At 71.3% G+C, this 17,835-nt stretch carries 16 protein-coding genes; 8 read left to right on the top strand and 8 right to left on the bottom strand.

Annotated features, from left to right (window positions below):
- Positions 1 to 43 precede the first annotated feature (43 nt).
- The 3 genes from ACFUC1_RS09800 to ACFUC1_RS09790 all read right to left on the bottom strand — a co-directional run bounded on the left by ACFUC1_RS09800 (position 44) and on the right by ACFUC1_RS09790 (position 3,958).
- Positions 44 to 862: an alpha/beta fold hydrolase gene (locus ACFUC1_RS09800; protein ID WP_379119121.1), complete on the bottom strand. Its 819-nt coding sequence runs from the start codon at positions 860 to 862 to the stop codon at positions 44 to 46.
- Positions 863 to 944: 82 nt separating this feature from the next.
- Positions 945 to 1,739, bottom strand: a complete 795-nt coding sequence (locus ACFUC1_RS09795) for a GNAT family N-acetyltransferase (protein WP_379119119.1) — start codon at positions 1,737 to 1,739, stop codon at positions 945 to 947.
- The gene (locus ACFUC1_RS09790) at positions 1,736 to 3,958 is read right to left on the bottom strand and encodes an MMPL family transporter (protein ID WP_379119117.1); all 2,223 of its coding nucleotides are present in this window, start codon (positions 3,956 to 3,958) and stop codon (positions 1,736 to 1,738) included. Before ACFUC1_RS09790 ends, ACFUC1_RS09795 begins: the two co-directional genes overlap by 4 nt.
- A 115-nt stretch (positions 3,959 to 4,073) precedes the next feature.
- Here ACFUC1_RS09790 and ACFUC1_RS09785 point away from each other — a divergent pair, with 115 nt between their 5' ends.
- Positions 4,074 to 5,408, top strand: coding sequence for a replication-associated recombination protein A (locus ACFUC1_RS09785; protein WP_379119164.1), 1,335 nt, complete (start codon positions 4,074 to 4,076; stop codon positions 5,406 to 5,408).
- A gap of 56 nt (positions 5,409 to 5,464) precedes the next feature.
- Here ACFUC1_RS09785 and ACFUC1_RS09780 read toward each other — a convergent pair whose 3' ends face one another.
- Complete coding sequence (locus tag ACFUC1_RS09780; RefSeq protein ID WP_379119115.1) at positions 5,465 to 6,178, bottom strand: VOC family protein; 714 nt, start codon at positions 6,176 to 6,178, stop codon at positions 5,465 to 5,467.
- Between the two features lie 119 nt (positions 6,179 to 6,297).
- Here ACFUC1_RS09780 and ACFUC1_RS09775 point away from each other — a divergent pair, with 119 nt between their 5' ends.
- The 7 genes from ACFUC1_RS09775 to ACFUC1_RS09745 all read left to right on the top strand — a co-directional run bounded on the left by ACFUC1_RS09775 (position 6,298) and on the right by ACFUC1_RS09745 (position 13,052).
- Positions 6,298 to 6,681 carry a DUF948 domain-containing protein gene (locus tag ACFUC1_RS09775; protein ID WP_379119162.1) on the top strand — a complete coding sequence of 128 codons (384 nt, stop codon included), beginning with the start codon at positions 6,298 to 6,300 and terminating at the stop codon, positions 6,679 to 6,681.
- Between the two features lie 6 nt (positions 6,682 to 6,687).
- Positions 6,688 to 6,999: a DUF6167 family protein gene (locus ACFUC1_RS09770; protein WP_379119113.1), complete on the top strand. Its 312-nt coding sequence runs from the start codon at positions 6,688 to 6,690 to the stop codon at positions 6,997 to 6,999.
- 108 nt (positions 7,000 to 7,107) lie between these two features.
- Entirely contained in the window at positions 7,108 to 9,804 is a 2,697-nt protein-coding gene (gene alaS, locus ACFUC1_RS09765) for an alanine--tRNA ligase (protein WP_379119111.1), read from the top strand.
- A 20-nt stretch (positions 9,805 to 9,824) separates the two neighbouring features.
- Positions 9,825 to 10,340: a Holliday junction resolvase RuvX gene (gene ruvX / locus ACFUC1_RS09760; RefSeq protein WP_379119109.1), complete on the top strand. Its 516-nt coding sequence runs from the start codon at positions 9,825 to 9,827 to the stop codon at positions 10,338 to 10,340.
- Positions 10,337 to 11,518: an endolytic transglycosylase MltG gene (gene mltG / locus ACFUC1_RS09755; protein ID WP_379119107.1), complete on the top strand. Its 1,182-nt coding sequence runs from the start codon at positions 10,337 to 10,339 to the stop codon at positions 11,516 to 11,518. The genes ruvX and mltG overlap by 4 nt, the downstream gene beginning before the upstream one ends.
- A complete protein-coding gene (locus tag ACFUC1_RS09750; RefSeq protein ID WP_379119104.1) occupies positions 11,488 to 12,366 on the top strand; it encodes a shikimate dehydrogenase in 879 nt (292 codons plus the stop codon). Before mltG ends, ACFUC1_RS09750 begins: the two co-directional genes overlap by 31 nt.
- Positions 12,363 to 13,052: a prepilin peptidase gene (locus tag ACFUC1_RS09745; protein ID WP_379119101.1), complete on the top strand. Its 690-nt coding sequence runs from the start codon at positions 12,363 to 12,365 to the stop codon at positions 13,050 to 13,052. The genes ACFUC1_RS09750 and ACFUC1_RS09745 overlap by 4 nt, the downstream gene beginning before the upstream one ends.
- A gap of 1,123 nt (positions 13,053 to 14,175) precedes the next feature.
- Here ACFUC1_RS09745 and ACFUC1_RS09740 read toward each other — a convergent pair.
- The 4 genes from ACFUC1_RS09740 to ACFUC1_RS09725 all read right to left on the bottom strand — a co-directional run bounded on the left by ACFUC1_RS09740 (position 14,176) and on the right by ACFUC1_RS09725 (position 16,917).
- Positions 14,176 to 14,427 (bottom strand): hypothetical protein, encoded by a 252-nt coding sequence (locus ACFUC1_RS09740; RefSeq protein ID WP_379119099.1) that lies wholly within the window; start codon positions 14,425 to 14,427, stop codon positions 14,176 to 14,178.
- 68 nt (positions 14,428 to 14,495) lie between these two features.
- Entirely contained in the window at positions 14,496 to 15,647 is a 1,152-nt protein-coding gene (locus ACFUC1_RS09735) for an IS30 family transposase (protein ID WP_379119097.1), read from the bottom strand.
- 116 nt (positions 15,648 to 15,763) lie between these two features.
- The gene (locus ACFUC1_RS09730; RefSeq protein ID WP_379119160.1) at positions 15,764 to 16,612 is read right to left on the bottom strand and encodes an IS3 family transposase; all 849 of its coding nucleotides are present in this window, start codon (positions 16,610 to 16,612) and stop codon (positions 15,764 to 15,766) included.
- Positions 16,613 to 16,629: 17 nt separating this feature from the next.
- Positions 16,630 to 16,917 (bottom strand): transposase, encoded by a 288-nt coding sequence (locus ACFUC1_RS09725; protein WP_379119095.1) that lies wholly within the window; start codon positions 16,915 to 16,917, stop codon positions 16,630 to 16,632.
- Positions 16,918 to 17,835 lie beyond the last annotated feature (918 nt).

Here is a 17,835-nt window from a genome sequence, read left to right as displayed (position 1 = left end):
GCCGCCCGCTCGGGGAGCGGACGGCACCGGGCAGGTGGTGCGGCTACTTCTCGAGGAACGCCAGCAGGACCCGGTTGAACTCGTCCTCGTGCGAGACGTTGAGCCCGTGCGGCCCGTCGGCGACGACGTGCAGCTCGCTGCCGGCGACGGCCTCGTGGGTGCGCTGTCCCGACACCTCCAGCGGCACCGTGCCGTCGGAGTCGCCGTGGATGACGAGGGTCGGGACGGTCACCTTCGCGAGGTCGTCGCGGAAGTCGCTCACCCAGGTCGCGATGCACTGCGCCGCAGCCTCGGGGTCGGCCTGGGCGGCGAGCCCGAGGGCCTCCTGGCGCTGGGCCTCGGTGACCTTGAGGTCGTCCCCGGCGCTGAAGAACCCGGTCATGAACTGGTCGAAGAAGGCCGGCGGGTCCTTGCGCAGGTCTGCCTGCAGGGACTCGACCGTCGCCATGTCGAGGCCGCCGTCGGGGTGCTCGTCGGACTTGAGCAGGAAGGGCGGGATCGCCGCGGCGAAGACGGCGCTGTGGACGCGGTCCTGGCCGTGCCGGCCGAGGTAGCGGGCCACCTCGCCGCCGCCCATCGAGAACCCGACCAGGCTGGCGTCGCGCAGGTCGAGGGCCTCGAGCACCGCCTTGAGGTCGTCGGCGAAGGTGTCGTAGTCGTAGCCGTCAGCGGGCTTGCCGGACTGGCCGAACCCGCGACGGTCGTAGGTCACGACGCGGTACCCCGCGTCGGTGAGGGCCGGGACCTGCTCCGACCACGAGGCACCGCTGAGGGGCCACCCGTGGATCAGGACGACCGGGCGGCCGTCACCGCCCGTGTCCTCGACGTGGATGTCGACCGAACCGTTGGTCACGCTGGGCATCTCAGTCCTCTCGTCGGTGGAACCGTCGGGACGAATGTAGGCACGCCCCCGGCCAGTCCGCACGCCGTGACTCGACGCCCCGTCAGCACCCCGGGGCGGCCCCAGGTGCCGGCGACCGGAGCAGCCTGCGGCTGGACCACTCGTGGACGTCGCCGTAGCCGAGGCCGCGGTAGACCCGGCGGGCCACGCTGTTGTGCGAGTACATCCCGAGGGTGCAGGCGCCGGACTCGGCCACGGCCTCACGGGTGAGGCGAGCCGTGACGGCCAGGCCCAGGCCGGTGCCGCGGGCGCTCTCCGCGACCGTGATGCCGGCGAGCACGGGCGTGCCGGCCACCCCGGGCTCACGCACGCCGCAGGCCACCAGCCCGCCGTCCCCACGGACCCCGACCCAGCGCTGTCCCGGGTGCTCGAACGGGCGGGCGTCGGTGTTCGGGTTGGCGGCCGCCAGCAGCGCGCGGATCGCCGGTTCGTCGGCCCGGTGAAGCCCCTCGAGCCTCGACTCCGCCGGGACCTCGGGCGGGGGCGCTGTCGTGCACATCCACTCCCAGTCGTTGCCCTCGCCGAGCGGCAGCCGGGCCGACACCGCCTCGAAGGAGCCGCGCTCCACCGTCACCGACGCGATGCCGTCCGGAAGGACGTCGTCCCCGAGGAGGGCGTCGAGCAGCTGCGCCGAGTCGGCCGGCGGCCCCATGACGAGCAGCCCGAGCCTGCGCGTGTGGGTGCGCCGCGGGAAGGCGACGGCGGCGCCGAGCGCGTGGGCCGTGCCCTCCAGCGGGTCGGGGATGTCGTGGCGGACGAACGCGCTGCCGCCGGTCGCCGCGAGCAGCTCCGCGTGGCTGGTGACCTCGACGGGACCGGCGCCTGCGGGCTGCGTCACTCCGTGATCCCGAACCGGGCGTGCAGGCGCTTCAGCCGCGCCGGCGCCCACCAGTTCCAGTCACCGAGCAGGGTCATCGTCGCCGGCACGAGGAGCATGCGCACGAGCGTCGCGTCGATGGCCACGGCTGTCGCGAGGCCGACGCCCGTCTCCTTGATGACCAGCAGCTTGCCGGCCGCGAACCCCGAGAAGACGATGACGACGAGCAGGGCTGCCGAGGTGATGATCCGGCCCGACCGCTGGAGGCCGACGACGACGGCGTCGTCGTTGGAGTAGCCGCGCTCGTGCAGCTCGACGATCCGGGACAGGAGGAACACCTCGTAGTCCATCGACAGCCCGAACCCGAAGGCCAGGATGAGCAGCGGGATGGTGGACTCGATCGCCCCGGCGGACGAGAACCCCAGCAGGCCCTCGAGGTGGCCGCGCTGGAACACGAGGACGAGGACGCCGAGCGACGCCCCCAGCGACACGACGTTGAGCAGCAAGGCCTTCACGGGGATCACGACCGACCCGGTCATGAGGAACAGCAGCACGAGCGTCGCCAGCGCGACGAGCGCGAAGGCGTACGGTGCCCGGGCGAGCATCGAGTCGGTGAAGTCGGTGAGGCCGCTGGCCTGTCCGACCACCCAGGTCCGGAAGCCGGGGGAGTCCTCGCGCAGCTGCGTGGTCAGCGCGCGCGCCGGGTCGTCCAGCGCGGCCCCCGGTACGTCGAGGCTCACCGTGGCGAGCCCGTCGCCGATGTCCTTGACGTCGCGCACCCGGCCACCGGCGGGGAGGCGTATGCCGGCGGCATACCGCTGCACCTGCGCCAGCGGTGCGCGGGCGACGACCACGACGTCGGCACCCCCGAGCTGCGGGTAGTCCTTGGCCAGGCCCTCGAAGAACTGGCGCTGGCTGCTGCTCGTCGGCAGGAGCTGCTCGCCGGAGGAGGTCAGGCGCAGGCCGAACGCGGGCAGCGCCAGGGCGACGAGCGCCGCGAGGACCACCGCGATGATCGGGACGGGGCGGCCGTGGACCCACTGGGCGAGCCGGGAGAACACGCCGTGCTCGGGGGCGGTCTCGGTGCCGCGTCGCAGCAGCCGGCGCGCGCCGAGGACGCACAGGGACGGGATGAGCGTGAGCGCGACGAGCATGGCGATGACCACGACGGACATGCCGGCCACGCCGATGCCCTTCATGATCTGGGCCTCGAAGACGAGGAGGCCGCCGAGCGAGATCGCCACGGTCAGCCCGGAGAAGACCACGGTGCGGCCGGCGGAGTCCACGGTCCGGGCGGCGGCGGCGCGGATCATGTCGGCCGGGATCTGCGCGGCCGGCATGCCCTGCGCCCGGGCCCGCAGTTCCTCGCGGAACCGGCTCACGACCAGCAGCCCGTAGTCGATGCACAGCCCCAGCCCGAGGACCGTGACGACGTTGACGGCGGTCGTGTCGAGGTCGATGAGGTAGGAGAAGCCCAGGAGGGAGGCCAGCGCGCCCGCGATCGAGGCGATGGCCCCGGCGATCGGCATCCCGGCGGCGACGAAGCCCCCGAAGACGATGATCATCACGACGAAGCTGATGGGCAGGGCGATGCCCTCACCGGTGCGCAGGTCGACCTCGAGCTGGTCGGTGATGGCGGTGATGAGGTCCGACAGGCCGCCCGCGCTGACCCGGGCGCCCGGCACGGAGGAGCGCACGGGGGCGAAGGCGTCGCGGACCTCCGCCTCCAGCTGCTTCTGCTGGGCCTTGCTGCGGTCGCCGGAGAAGGTGACGACGGTGACGAACCCTCGCCCGGACGGCGAGCCCCCGGCGAGCAGCGGCGCGGCCGCAGGGCCTGTGGGTCCCCCCGGGACGACGTAGGGGGAGGCGACGGAGGCGACGCCGGTGAGGCCCTTGATGTCGGCGGCGGTGCGGGCGGCAGCCCTAGCGAGGGCAGGGTCGGTCACGTCGACGCCGTCGACCCGGACGGTGTAGGTCGTCAGCTGCGACTGGCCCTGCCGGACGAGCAGGTCCCGGCCGTCGGCGTTCTGCCCCGTCACGGACGGCTCGCCGGTGCTGAGCCGGGCGAACAGCCGCTCGTTGCCGAACGCGCCGAGCGCCGTGGCGAACCCCAGCACGACGAGCACGACCCAGGTGAGGACGACCGTCTTCGGCCGGTGGGACAGGGCGGACCCGAGGCGGGACAGCAGGGACCGGGACCGGTCGGGGTGCAGTGTGCTGGGGGAGGGCGCGTCGGGCACGGGGGATAGCCTGCCACTCGTGGGAGGAGCGGCTGGAGAGGACCTGTTCGCGGCAGCGAACGATCGGCGCAGGGCCGTGGCGGGCGCTTCGGCTGGAGGCGGGGCCGGCGATCGTATGCCGTCGGGCGCCTCGCTGCCTCCCCTCGCCGTCAGGATGCGGCCGCGCTCGCTGGAGGAGGTCCGCGGGCAGTCCGACGTGCTGCGCCCGGGCAGTCCGCTGCGCCGGCTGATCGAGGGGTCGGGCGGCTCGGCCGGACCGCTGTCGGCGATCATCTGGGGTCCGCCCGGCACCGGCAAGACCACCCTCGCCCACCTCGTGGCCAACGCCGCGGACCGCCGGTTCGTCGAGCTCTCGGCGGTCACCGCCGGGGTGAAGGACGTCCGTGCCGTCATGGAGCAGGCCCTGCGCGAGCGGGACATGTTCGACCGCCAGACCGTGCTGTTCCTCGACGAGATCCACCGCTTCACCAAGGCCCAGCAGGACGCGCTGCTCCCCGGCGTCGAGAACCGGCAGGTCATCCTCGTCGCCGCCACGACGGAGAACCCGTCGTTCTCCGTCATCGCCCCGCTGCTGTCCCGGTCGATGCTCGTGACCCTCGCCCCGCTCACCGACGACGAGGTCGCGGACGTCCTCGAGTCCGCCCTGCTCGACGAGCGCGGCCTGGCGGGCGAGTACACCCTCGCCGACGACGCCCGGGACCACCTGGTCCGGATCGCCGGCGGCGACGCCCGCCGCTCCCTCACCTCGCTCGAGGCGGCCGCCGGTGTCGCCCAGGACGGCCTCGCGCCCGGCGTCGAGGTCGACGGCCCGGTCGAGATCACGCTCGCGCACACCGAGCAGGCGGTCGCGCACGCCGCCGTCCGCTACGACCGCACCGGGGACCAGCACTACGACGTGGCCTCGGCGCTCATCAAGTCCATGCGCGGCTCCGACGTCGACGCGGCGCTGCACTACCTCGCCCGCATGCTCGAGGCGGGGGAGGACCCGCGGTTCATCGCCCGCCGCATCGTCATCTCCGCCTCGGAGGACGTCGGCATGGGCGACCCCACCGCGCTGCACACGGCGGTCGCGGCCATGCACGCCGTCGCCCAGATCGGGATGCCGGAGGCGCGGATCATCCTGGCCCAGGCGGTCGTGCACAACGCGCTAGCGCCCAAGAGCAACGCGGCATACACCGGCATCAACGAGGCCATCGCGGACGTCAGGGCCGGCAAGGGAGGGCTCGTGCCACCCCACCTGCGCGGCAGCGGGTATGCCGGCGCCAGCCGGCTCGGGCACGGCGACGGGTACGTCTACGCGCACGACGAGCCGGAGGGCGTCGCCCGGCAGGCGTACCTGCCGGACGACCTGCAGGGCCGTACCGACTACTACCGACCCACCGACCGGGGGTTCGAGGCCCGGCTGCAGCAGCGCTGGACCTGGCTCAAGGAGCGCATCCGGGGCAGCTGACCGCCCTTCGCGGGTCTGTGCGTCGTCAGCTCGCGGCGGCCGACCCCCCTGTCGCCTCAGCCCGTCGTGAGGTCGAAGGGGTGCCCTGCTGGGTCGGCGAGCGTCCGCCAGCCGTCACCGCCGCCGTGCAGCTCCGTGGCACCCAGCTCCAGCGCCCGCGCGACGGCGGCGTCGAGGTCGTCGACCAGCACGTCGAGGTGCGCCTGCTGCGGGTGCTCGGGATCGGGCCAGCGCGGCGCGGTGTACCCCTGCACCTGCTGCAGCATGAGCGTGTGGCCGTCGGTCGTGACCATCGCGCCCTCCGGGCCGTCGTAGGCCACCTCCACCCCGAAGAGCCCGGCGTAGAAGCGGGCGAGGGCGGAGGCGTCCGGCGCGTCGTAGGTCACCGCGTAGAGGCCGACCCCCTCCTGACCGTCCTTCTGGCAGAGGTCGAAGGGGTGCCCCGCGGGGTCGGCCAGCGTCACCCAGGACGCGCCGTCGGCGAGGCGGGTGGCGCCGAGGGAGACCGCGCGCTCGGCGGCCGCCTCGGTGCCGTTGACGAGCAGGTCGAGATGGGCCTGTTGCGGGTGCTCCTGCCCGGGCCACTGCGGTGCGCGGTGGTCGGCGACCTGCTGGAAGGCGACCTCCTGCCCGTCGGGCGCGCGGAGGGTCGCCCAGTCGCCGACGTCGCGCACCACCTCCCACCCCGTGAGGTCGGCCCAGAAGCGCGCGGCAGCCCCCGCGTCCGGGACGTCGAAGGCGACCAGCTCGTACCGTCCTGTGGTGTCCATGGCGGCATCGTGCACCTGCCCACCGACAGCGACGAGGGGTCGCCGCGGCGGCTGAGCACGGCCGACGAGTCGGACGAGCGAGTCGCGGGCCTCGGGGTAGGGTGCTCGCCATGGATTCAGTGAGTCTGGGCGACATCGCGGGCATGGTCGCCGCGTTGGCCTTCGCGTTCCTCGTCCTCCGCCTGGGGAGCGTGATCGGCAAGGCCGGCAAGATCCTCGACGAGACGAGGGTCAGCGTCCGCACGACGACCGAGAACGTCCAGCCGACGCTGCTCAAGCTCACCGACACCGTCAGCCTGACCAACGAGCAGCTGGCCCGGGTCGACACCATCACCACCAACGTCTCGGCGATCACCACCAACGCCAGCGCGCTGACGTCCCTGTTCGCGGCGACGCTCGGCAGCCCGGTCGTCAAGGTCGCGGCCTTCACGTACGGCGTGCGCTCGGCGCTCGGTGGCGGCGGGCAGCGCAACGCGGGCGGCCGTCGCCGCCGCAGGGGCTGATCGCCGGTGTCCCGACTCTTCTGGACCGCCCTGGGCGCCGCCGCCGGTGTGTATGCCGTGCGCCGGCTGAGCAAGGCCGCGCAGGCTTACACCCCCACGGGGGTCGCCCACGGCCTGTCCGACTTCGGTGAGGGGCTGCGCGAGCTCGCGGCCGCCGTGCGCGAGGGCATGGAGCAGCGCGAGGGCGAGCTGCGGCTCGCGCTGGGCATCGACACCGACACGGTGGACGACGTCGCCGGCCGTCCCCGGCTCGACGCGGACTCGGCGCGGGCGCTGCTCGACGACCCGACGGGTCCCGGGGCGCACCGAGCTCGGTAGGGGCGCCGGCGCACCGCGCGGCCGCCCCCCACACCCCACCGCTCTGCCCGTACGATTCGTCATGTCCGCCAGCAGACGCGCGGCATGCGCTTAAGGACTGATTCACCCATGGAAACCGCCGAGATCAGGCGCCGCTGGCTCTCCTTCTTCGAGGGCAAGGGCCACACCGTCGTCCCGTCCGCACCGCTCATCTACGACGACCCGAACCTGCTGTTCGTCAACGCGGGCATGGTCCCGTTCAAGCCGTACTTCCTCGGCCAGCAGACCCCGCAGTGGGACCGGGCCACCTCGGTGCAGAAGTGCGTGCGCACCCAGGACATCGAGGAGGTCGGCAAGACCTCCCGCCACGGCACGTTCTTCCAGATGAACGGCAACTTCTCCTTCGGCGACTACTTCAAGGCCGGGGCGATCGAGTTCGCCTGGGAGCTGCTGACCACCCCGCAGGCGCAGGGGGGCTACGGCATCGAGCCCGACAAGCTGTGGGCGACCGTCTTCGAGGACGACGACGAGGCCGCGGACCTGTGGGTGGAGCTCACCGACATCCCGCGCGAGCGGATCGTGCGCCGTGGGCTGGCCGACAACTACTGGCACATGGGCGTGCCCGGACCGGGCGGCCCGTGCTCGGAGATCTACGTCGACCGCGGCCCTGAGTACGGCCCCGACGGCGGCCCGGCGGTCGACGAGGACCGGTTCATGGAGGTCTGGAACCTCGTCTTCATGCAGTCCCGGCTGTCGCAGGTCCGCAGCAAGGTCGACTTCGACGTCTCCGGCCCGCTGCCCAAGCCGAACATCGACACCGGCATGGGCCTGGAGCGGATCGCCTCGATCCTGCAGGGCGTCGACAACATGTACGAGATCGACGAGGTCTACCCCGTCCTCGAGCGGGCGGCCGAGCTCACCGGCAGGAAGTACGGCCAGCAGTCCGGGCACGACGCGGCGCACAGCCACCCCGACGACGTCCGGCTGCGTGTCGTGGCCGACCACGTGCGTTCCAGCCTGATGCTCATCGGCGACGGCGTCACCCCGGGCAACGAGGGCCGTGGGTACGTCCTGCGGCGGATGCTGCGCCGCGCGGTGCGCTCGATGCGCCTGCTCGGCTACGACGAGCCGAGCCTGCCGCTGCTGCTGCCTGTCTCGATGCAGCGGATGAGCCAGTCCTACCCCGAGCTGCGCGACGGCTTCGAGCGGATCTCCCAGATCGCGTATGCCGAGGAGGACGCCTTCCGGCGCACCCTCGCTGCGGGCACGACGATCCTCGACACCGCGGTGACCCGCACCAAGGAGTCCGGGGGCCGCACGCTGGCGGGCGAGCAGGCGTTCCAGCTGCACGACACCTACGGGTTCCCGATCGACCTCACCCTGGAGATGGCGGCCGAGCAGGGCCTGGAGGTCGACCGCGAGGGCTTCACGAGGCTCATGCAGGAGCAGCGCGAGCGGGCCAAGGCGGACGCGAAGGCCAAGAAGGGTGGCCACGCCAACACCGAGGTCTGGAAGGACCTGCGCGCGCTCGGCGCGACCGACTGGCGCGCGTACTCGGAGCTGACGACCGAGGGGAAGGTCCTCGGCCTCGTCGTCGACGGGGAGCGGGTCCAGGAGCTCGAGCCGGGCCAGCGCGGGCAGGTCGTGCTCGACCGCACGCCGTTCTACGCCGAGTCCGGCGGCCAGATCGCCGACGAGGGCGTCATCGTCGCCGATGGGGCGCACCTCAAGGTCGTCGACGTCCAGCGCCCGGTCAAGGGCCTGGTCGTGCACACCGTCGAGGTCCTCACCGGGCCCGTCCGCGAGGGCCTCGAGGTCAGCGCCGAGGTCGACCCCGAGTGGCGCATCTCGGCGTGCCAGGCGCACTCCGGCACCCACGTCGTGCACGCGGCGCTGCGCCAGGTGCTCGGTCCGTCCGCGCTGCAGTCCGGCTCCTACAACAAGCCCGGCTACCTGCGCCTGGACTTCGCCTGGGGCCAGGCGCTCAGCGCCGAGACCCGCAGCGAGATCGAGGAGGTGGCGAACCTCGCGGTGCGCCGCGACCTGCCCGTCTCGGCGCAGTACATGACCCTGCCCGAGGCGCGCGAGTTCGGTGCGCTGGCACTGTTCGGCGAGACCTACGACGAGCAGGTCCGTGTCATCGAGATCGGCGGTCCGTGGTCGCGCGAGCTGTGCGGTGGCACGCACGTCGGCCACTCGAGCCAGATCGGCGCGCTGTCGGTCACGGGTGAGTCCTCGGTCGGCTCGGGCGTGCGGCGGCTCGAGGCGTTCGTCGGCATGGACGCCCTGCGGTACCTGGCCAAGGAGCGTGCGCTGGTCGCGGAGCTGACCGACATCGTCAAGGTCCAGCCCGGCGAGCTCAAGGAGCGCGTGGCGCAGCTCGTGGCGCGGGTCCGCGAGGCCGAGCGCGAGATCGAGCGGATGCACCGCGAGCAGGTCCAGGCACAGACCGGGCGGCTCGTGGAGTACGCCCGCGACGTGGCCGGTGTGCGCCTGCTCACGCACGACGCCGGTGAGGGTGCGTCCGCGGACGACCTGCGCACGATGGCGCTGGACCTGCGCGGACGGCTCGGCGACGCGGCTCCCGCGGTCGTCGCCCTGACCGGCGTGGCCAAGGGGCGCCCGTCGGTCGTCGTCGCCACCAACGCCGGTGCCCGGGAGCGCGGGATCCGCGCCGGGGCGCTGGTCCGGGTCGCGGCCCAGGCGCTCGGCGGCGGTGGCGGCGGCAAGGACGACCTGGCCCAGGGCGGCGGCACCGACGCCAGCCGCACCGGCGAGGCCCTCGGACAGGTCGACGCGGCCGTCCGGAACGGCTCGGCCGGGTGACCGACCTGCACGACATGTCGATGCCCACGCGCCCAGGCCGGCGGGTGGGCATCGACGTCGGCAGCGTGCGCGTCGGCGTCGCCGCGAGCGACCCATCGGCCCTGCTGGCCACCCCGGTCCGGACCGTGCCGAGGGACCCCGACGAGACCGCCCAGGCCCCGACCGACGTCGAGGAGATCGCCGAGCTGGTGCGTGAGCTCGAGGCGGTCGAGGTGGTCGTGGGCCTGCCACGCTCACTTTCGGGCGCCGAAGGTCCCGCCGCTGGCATCGCACGCACGTATGCTGGGCGGCTGGCGGTTCGCGTCGCCCCGGTGCCCGTGCGTCTCGTCGACGAGCGGAACACCACGGTCGAGGCCCACCGCCAGCTCCGCGCCAGCGGTGTCGGCGGCCGGTCCCAGCGGGCCGTCGTCGACCAGGCGGCAGCAGTCCTCATCCTGCAGGCGGCACTGGACGCGGAGCGCAGCTCAGGGCGCCCGCCCGGTGAGCTGGTCAGGAACGGTGGGCGCAAGCCCAGGACGAAGGACAGGCACCGATGACCGAGCCCCGGCTGGATCACTCGATCTTCGGGGGGCACGACGATCACCATGAGCACCACGTCGGGCGCGCGACGCGCACGCGCTCGGAGCGGCACCACCGGCCGATGCGCCGCCGTCGCCGTGGCCGCCGGTTCGGCATCCTGGTCGTCGCCCTGGCCATCGTCGCGGCCGCCGCGCTCGCGGCATACACGGTCCTGCGGCCGGTCGTGGACGGGTTCCTGGAGAGCAACGACTACCCCGGCCCGGGCACCGGGCAGGTGCAGGTGACCATCAAGGACGGCGACCTGCCGCCGGCCATGGGCCGTGCCCTCGTCGCGGCGGGCGTGGTCAAGTCGACCAAGGCGTTCGCGGACGCGGCTGCCGCGAACCCGCGCATCACGAGCATCCAGCCGGGGACCTACACGTTCCGCAAGCAGATGAGGGCGGTCGACGCGCTCGCGATCCTGCTCGACGTCAGGAACCGCACCAAGGCCCCCGGGATCACGATCCGTGAGGGGTTGTGGAAGGACGAGGTCTTCGCTGCCCTGTCCAAGGCGACTGGCGTGCCCTTGGCCGACTACCAGGCCGCGGCGAAGGACCCGACCGCGCTCGGCCTGCCGGCCGAGGCGAAGGGCAACGTCGAGGGCTGGCTGTTCCCGTCGACGTACGAGTTCGCCAAGGACGCCACCGCCACGGACCAGCTCAAGCAGATGGTCGCCATGACGGTGAGCGAGCTGTCGAAGGCAGGGGTGGCCGAGGCCGACTCGGAGCGGGTCCTGACCGTGGCCTCGATCGTCGAGGGCGAGGTCAGCGGCGAGGCCGACCGCGGCAAGGTCGCCCGGGTCATCGTCAACCGGCTCGCGACCAAGGGCGCGCCGAACTTCGGGTTGCTGCAGATGGACTCCACGGTGCACTACGCCGTGCAGAAGCGTGGCCGCGCCGGCACGAGCAACGCCGACCGGCAGAGCGCGAGCCCGTACAACACCTACAAGGTCCAGGGGCTGCCTCCCGGGCCGATCAACAGCCCCGGTGCCGCGTCGATCGAGGCCGCCGCCAACCCGACCCCGGGGCCGTGGCTGTTCTTCGTGACCGTCGACCCCGACACGGGCCAGACCAAGTTCGCCGTCACCCAGGCCGAGCACGACCGGAACGTCAAGGAGTTCCAGTCGTGGTGCCGGCAGCACAGCGACCGGTGCTGAACGCTGCCGTCCTCGGGCAGCCAGTGGCCCACTCGCTGTCGCCCACGCTGCACAGCGCGGGCTACCGCGCCCTCGGGCTGACCGACTGGCGCTACACCGCGCACGAGGTGGGCGCCGACGGCCTCGCCGACTGGGTGGGAGAGCGCGACGAGTCGTGGCGCGGCCTCAGCCTGACCATGCCGCTCAAGGAAGTCGCGTTCGAGCTCGCGGCGACGACGACGGAGACGGCTCGCGTCACCGGGGCCGTCAACACCCTGGTCCGGCGCGAGGACCTCGGCTGGGACGCCCACAACACCGACGTCCACGGGATCGAGGCGGCCCTCGCCGACGCACCGCACGAGGGGACCGCGACGGTCCTCGGTGGGGGCGCCACCGCACGCAGCGCGCTGCTGGCACTGGCCGGGCTGGGGGTGCGCTCGGTGCGCCTGGCGGTGCGAGGGGAGGCACGTCCCGAGACGCTCCGGCTTGCCGTGCACGCCGGCGTGGCCGTCGAGGTCGTCGCGCTGGGGGAGTGGGCGCGGGACGCCGGTCGGCTCGTCGTGAGCACCCTGCCGCCCGTGGGTGCCGGAGCCGCCGCTGCGGCCCTGGAGGGCGCGTCGGGGCGTGCGCCAGGTGGTGCGTCGGGGGGTCGGCCCGGCCGGGAGCTCGTCGGCACCACGCTCATGGACGTCGTGTATGCCGACTGGCCGACTCCCTTGGCGCGTGCCGCCACGGCGGCAGGCGCCACCGTGCTGTCTGGCCTGGACATGCTCGTCCACCAGGCCGCCGAGCAGTTCCGGCTGTTCACCGGGGAGGCTCCTCCCCTGGACGCGATGTATGCCGCCGGGCGACAGGCACTGGCCCGGTGACCGTCTGGGCGCCGCACGCCGGGACGGCGTGGTGGCTCGTCGTCGTCTTCGCGCTGGCCGGCGCCCTCGTCGGTGCGCTGACGGGTCGACAGCTCGCCACCGGCGGGTATCGCATCGAGTCGGACGAGGCGGGCGCCCTGCCGCGTCACGCGTGGTGGCCTGCGGGGCTGCTGGCCCTGCTGTGGGGCTGGCTGGCCTGGCAGGTGGGTGGCACCGCCGGTTGGGCCGCCCTGCCGACGTACCTCGCGTTCGCGTGGCTCGCAGTCGGGCTCGTCTGGATCGATGCGGACGTCCACCGTCTCCCTGACGGCCTTGTCCTGCCGGCCTACCCCGTCCTGCTCGTCCTGGTGGCGATTGCCTCGCTCGGGGCAGGGGAGTGGGGATCCCTCGTGAGGGCGCTGGTGTGCGGGGCGGCCCTGTACGCGCTCTACTTCCTCCTGGCCCTGGTCTCCCCGGGCTCGCTGGGCTTCGGTGACGTGAAGCTGTCGGGCCTCATCGGCCTCGTCCTGGGCTGGCTGGGGGTCGGCGCCGTCGTGATGGGGACGGTGGCCGGCTTCGTGGTGGGTGGCGTGGTCGCGCTGGTCATGCTGGCGGGGCGCAGGGTGGGGCTGCGATCGCACATCGCGTTCGGCCCCGCGATGCTCGTCGGCGCGTTTGTCGGCATCGCAGCCCGTTACTCGCTCTGAGCGACGCGCTTGCGGCGCTCCTGAACGTCCGCTCATGCCGAGATCCGGTTAACCGCAGTCGGTCCCGAACTGCCGATGTAGGTCGCCATGACGCGGATTTGCACTTGAGGTGGACCTTGACTCGCCATGCTGGCTCGGTGCAGTCAACTGGCGACCCAGTCACACCAGCCCCACGCGGCGTAATCGTCGATACGAACTCGAAGGGCCCATTCGATCTGGTCGTCTTTGATGACGGGATCTTGGCTATCCGTGGCTCGTACGTAGGAGCGGCTCTGCTCGGTGCAGGCGCCGGCATGGTGGGGGCAGGTGGCGGAGGGTTTGGGTCGGCGGCAGCGGCGGGGCTTGGCGTTTCGCTCGGAGCAAAAGCTGCCGACGGGTACGAAATCAAACGCGTATCGAGGGCGCTGGGCGCAGGCCGGGCCGCGGCTCTCGAGGCCGATCAGCGAAACCACTTCATAGCCGCCGAAGACCTCCGAGAGTTACGCCTGAAGAAGCGCTGGCTCACGGCCACTCGCTCGCCGTCGTTACGCCGACCTGGCCCGACGGACGTCTCTATGGCTGGAAGCCCGCACTCAACGACTTTCCGACCGTGAAGGGCCTTTTACTGGGCACGTGGCCGACCCTGGTGAAACTCGTCTGACTGGTCCACGCCGCCGTTCGAGACACCGATGGTGCGGCCCGGAACTGCCGATGTGCGGACGTCACGGCCTCCAGGCGCAGCGACGAAGATTAACGGCGAGAATGGCGAGCACGACCCCACACGAAGTACTCCCACATCCACACGTGGAGGCCTACAAAACTCACAGCCCATGCGAAGAGCAAGAACCCAATGAGGTCCAGCCGCGGCAGATCACCGTGAACCAGATCGGCAATCGCGAACCCCAGGGCCCCTGGGCCAACGATCACGGTCGCACCTACCGCGGAACCGTACCGTCGGTCCTGACGCCGGCGGCGTTTCATCATCTCCGCCTCGACGTACCGTTGGCGCTCTGAGTCCGTGGGCACAGGCGCATGGTAGTAGGGGGCAAAGGGGCTTCGCCCGCTCATGCCGCGATCCGGGGGGGTCATGCTTGGACCGGCCAGACTCCGTTGACCGCAAGCCGACAGCGACCTGTACCTGCGGCTAGCCGGGCCCGAACTTCGGCTCGCGCCTACTGGATGCATCCAGCCGGCGAGCAACACGTCGCTGGACCGCATTGGCCCCCAGCCACCCGCCGCCCATGGTCATCAGCATGGACAAGAAGATCGTGCTCGTGTCGTCCAACGTTGTGAGGCGGAGGAGGGAGCCGCAAAGCAAGAAGATGAGGGCACCAACCACCGCGTAAGCCACCCACCAGGCCAGAAAGGGGATCGTCTTCTTCGTGGCCTCATCCATCGCGCCATTATGGCCGCCGCCATGGGTGGCGTGACGGAACGTCCGCTCATGCCTGCGAGTTCAGGCGGTCAACGCAACGCCTCGGCTAGTGCTTGTGATGGTGTCTTGAATCCGAGGGTCTGTCGAGGGCGGTCGTTGAGCTCGAGTGCGATGTCATCGAGGTCTTGTTGGGTCAGGGTGCGGAAGTCCAGTCGACGGGGCAGGTACTGGCGCAGCAGCCCGTTGGTGTTCTCGTTGCTGCCCCGCTGCCAAGGCGACTTGGGGTCGCAGAAGTAGACCTGGATGCCGGTGGCCATGGTGAACCGGGCGTGTGCGGCCATCTCGTGGCCCTGGTCCCAGGTCAACGATCTGGCCAGCTGGGCGGGCAAGTGGCCGACCGCGGCAGCGAGGGCGTCGGCGACCACGTCAGCCTTGTGGTTCCCGGCGGGCAGCGACACCAGCAGCAAGTAGCGGGTGGAGCGTTCCACCAACGTCGCGACCGGGCTCATGTACTTGCCGAAGACCAAGTCTCCTTCCCAATGGCCCGGGACAGCACGGTCCTCAGCCTCGGCAGGTCGCTCGCTGATGTGCAAGATCCCCGGGCGGCCGCCACGTCCGTCGGGCAGACGCGCACCACGGGGGTGCCGGATCACCCGCCCGGTGCGTAGGTGAGCGGTCAGTTCACGTCGTAACGCGCCGCGGAACTGCACGAACAGGGTGCGGTAGATGCTCTCGTGCGACACGTGCATCTCCGGGTTGTCGGGGTAGGCCAGCTTGAGCCAGCCGGCGATCTGCTGTGGTGACCATCGTCGCTCAAGCTTCTCGGCCACCAGCTCGGCCAGCCGCGGGTTCGTCGCCAACTTGCACGCCTTGGGGCGCGTCGCCCGCGCCCAGGCACGCTGGTCCGCAGCTGAGGCCCTGTATCGGCGCCGCCCACCGCCAGCTGCGACCTCTCGGCTTACCGTCGAAGTCGACCGACCCAGCCCGGCCGCGATCGATCGGAGCGACCAGCCGGCCGCCAGGCCACGAGAGATCTCCTCCCGCTCCTCGAACCGCAACCGTCCCCCAGCCCGGTGTCGAGGAACCGGGCGGATGCCACCACAGCGCAACAGGTAGGTGCGCACCGTGCTCGTCGGCAACCCCAACGCCCGCGCCGTCGGCTTGGCCGCATGACCAGCACGCAACCGCACCCAGATCTCATCGACCTGCGCCGGCGACAACCTCTGATAGCGACGGACCATCGCAACCTCCTCCGATCAGAGAAGTGTTGCGTCGACCCCTAGAGAGCACCCCGCAGAGCGCGCTGAAGGTCTTGGCGGAGCCTGCCCCCCTTTCCCGGACAGTCTTGGTTGGTTGATCATGCAGCGGTGAGCGTGGTCGTGTGAAGGGTTTCGAACTCGTGCGGGGACAGGTATCCCAGGGCGGAGTGGCGACGGCGGGGGTTGTACCAGCCCTCGATCCATTCGAAGATCGCTGAGGCCAGCTCGAACTTGGACGTCCAGTTCCGGCGGTCCAGGAGCTCGCGTTGCATGGTCGACCAGAACGACTCGATCAACGCGTTGTCGACGCTGGAGGCGACCCGGCCCATGGATCCGAGTAGCCCGGCCTGGCGCAGCCTGTGGCCGAAGACCCACGACGTGTAGGTGCTTCCTCGGTCGGAGTGGACGACGGTCCCAGGAGCGGGTCGTCGTTGCCAGCGGGCCATGTCGAGGGCGTCGACGACCAGCTCGGATCGGATGTGGTCGGCGATGGCCCAGCCCACGACCCGGCGGGAGTAGGCGTCGATCACGGCGCAGCAGTACACCCATCCGTCGGCCGCACGGTGTTGGGTGACGTCGGTGAACCAGACCCGGTCCGGACTAGTGGCGGTGAAGTCCCGCTGGACCAGGTCCTCATGGGTGGCCGGTGCCGGGCGGTGCCGGTGTTTGCGCTGGTGGCAGACCCCGGCGATGCCGGCCGCCCGCATCAGCCGGGCGACCCGTTTGCGACCACATCGCAGGCCCAGGCCCAAGGTGAGTTCGGCGTGCACCCTCGGTGCGCCGTAGGTGCCGCGGGACTCGGCGTGGACCGTGGTGATCGTGGCAGTCAGCTCCGCATCGGCCACCGACCGCGTCGACGGCGGTCGTGACAACGCGTCGTAGTAGCTCGAGCGTGGCAGGTTCAGCACCCGGCAGGTCACCGCGACGGGAACAGTGTCGGCGGCCAGCTCTTGGACCAGCGGGATCAGTGTTTTGGGAGGACGTTCTCCCTGGCGAAGTACGCGCTGGCGCGCTTGAGGATCTCGATCTCCATCTCCAGCACCCGGTTGCGCCGGCGCAGCTCGACCAGCTCCTTCTTCTCGGCGCTGGTCAAGCCCTCCTTGCGGCCCGCGTCGACCGCGTCGACCTCCATCCACCGGCGCAGGCAGGACTCGCTGATGTTCAGGTCCTTGGCGACCCGGGCAACCGGCTCACCGGCAGCGACCAGATCAAGAGCACGACGCCGGAACTCCGGCGGCTTCGGTGCAGGCATCTGACGGACTCCTCTCCAAGGCGATCATCGCCTCAGCTCAGGTGTCCGGGAAAGCGGGTCAGGCTCCTGGCCGTCTTGACCTCATTGCGGAAGTCGGGGGCGATCGCTGTTGCTAAAAACAGGCGGCATCTTGGGTGGGACAGTCGGCGGAGTTAACTCCGGCCACCCCTCCACATGCCGGTAGATGCGCCAACTCCGCAGGCGTCTGAGCCAGTCGGTGAGACCCACCCGCTTAGCGTAGGCAGGTCAACGTCCGCTCATGCCGCTCTGTGCCCGGCAGTCGCACCGCACGGGCATCATCGTCCTACGAACCCGCCGAGAGGTGGATTCTCGCGGCCGCACTGACATCGAGGTGACCAGCAGCTCCTGCGACGAGGAGCAGCCTTTTCCACGCGGCTTCACGTGTGTACCTGCCTGGAGGGAGAGCCAAGGCGTCTCCGCCCTGCGTTTTCAGGACTAGAGCAGCCTTGGCGGTAAGCCCCCACCGGCTGGGAGTGCGCAGTTGTTCGAGGTCCAGGCGCGACGTGCCATCGAGCGGCCAGGCCGTAGTGACCCTGCCGAGGGGGTTGACGTACTCGACTTGATCAGGAGTGAACCTCACACGGTCCCCAAGCGGGTGGTACAGCACCACCGCCGCAACCACCAATCCGATGATCCCCGCGGCTCGTGGTCCAGGCCGTGCTCCTCCGTTCGCCAGCAGGACTGTGAAGTAGGCGCCCACCGCGAGGCCGACGCTGGCCTGGTAGCCAAACGCTCGACGGACAATCAGTGGTCCTTCTCGCATGCGGTCAGACTCCCATGATGCAAGCACCCTCATGCCGCGTGTCGACAACGCTCGAAAATGAGGCCGATGCGACGCTCGAAAACGAGGCCACCGGTTCGTTGAGTTTCTAGTCTGCCGGGTCTTGGGTTCTGATG

This window comes from Pedococcus sp. NPDC057267 (genome assembly GCF_042668795.1).
Lineage (GTDB): Bacteria > Actinomycetota > Actinomycetes > Actinomycetales > Dermatophilaceae > Pedococcus.
The sequence above is the reverse complement of the archived record's forward strand: the minus strand, read 5'-3'. Positions and strand labels throughout refer to the sequence as shown.

Excerpts from the sequence above, each read along its gene's own strand:
- ACFUC1_RS09800 (WP_379119121.1), bottom strand. The coding sequence starts at position 862 with ATGCCCAGCGTGACCAACGGTTCGGTCGACATCCACGTCGAGGACACG.
- ACFUC1_RS09785 (WP_379119164.1), top strand. The coding sequence starts at position 4,074 with ATGCCGTCGGGCGCCTCGCTGCCTCCCCTCGCCGTCAGGATGCGGCCG.
- ACFUC1_RS09780 (WP_379119115.1), bottom strand. The coding sequence starts at position 6,178 with ATGGACACCACAGGACGGTACGAGCTGGTCGCCTTCGACGTCCCGGAC.
- alaS (WP_379119111.1), top strand. The coding sequence starts at position 7,108 with ATGGAAACCGCCGAGATCAGGCGCCGCTGGCTCTCCTTCTTCGAGGGC.
- ruvX (WP_379119109.1), top strand. The coding sequence starts at position 9,825 with ATGCCCACGCGCCCAGGCCGGCGGGTGGGCATCGACGTCGGCAGCGTG.
- mltG (WP_379119107.1), top strand. The coding sequence starts at position 10,337 with ATGACCGAGCCCCGGCTGGATCACTCGATCTTCGGGGGGCACGACGAT.
- ACFUC1_RS09740 (WP_379119099.1), bottom strand. The coding sequence starts at position 14,427 with ATGGATGAGGCCACGAAGAAGACGATCCCCTTTCTGGCCTGGTGGGTG.
- ACFUC1_RS09735 (WP_379119097.1), bottom strand. The coding sequence starts at position 15,647 with ATGGTCCGTCGCTATCAGAGGTTGTCGCCGGCGCAGGTCGATGAGATC.
- ACFUC1_RS09725 (WP_379119095.1), bottom strand. The coding sequence starts at position 16,917 with ATGCCTGCACCGAAGCCGCCGGAGTTCCGGCGTCGTGCTCTTGATCTG.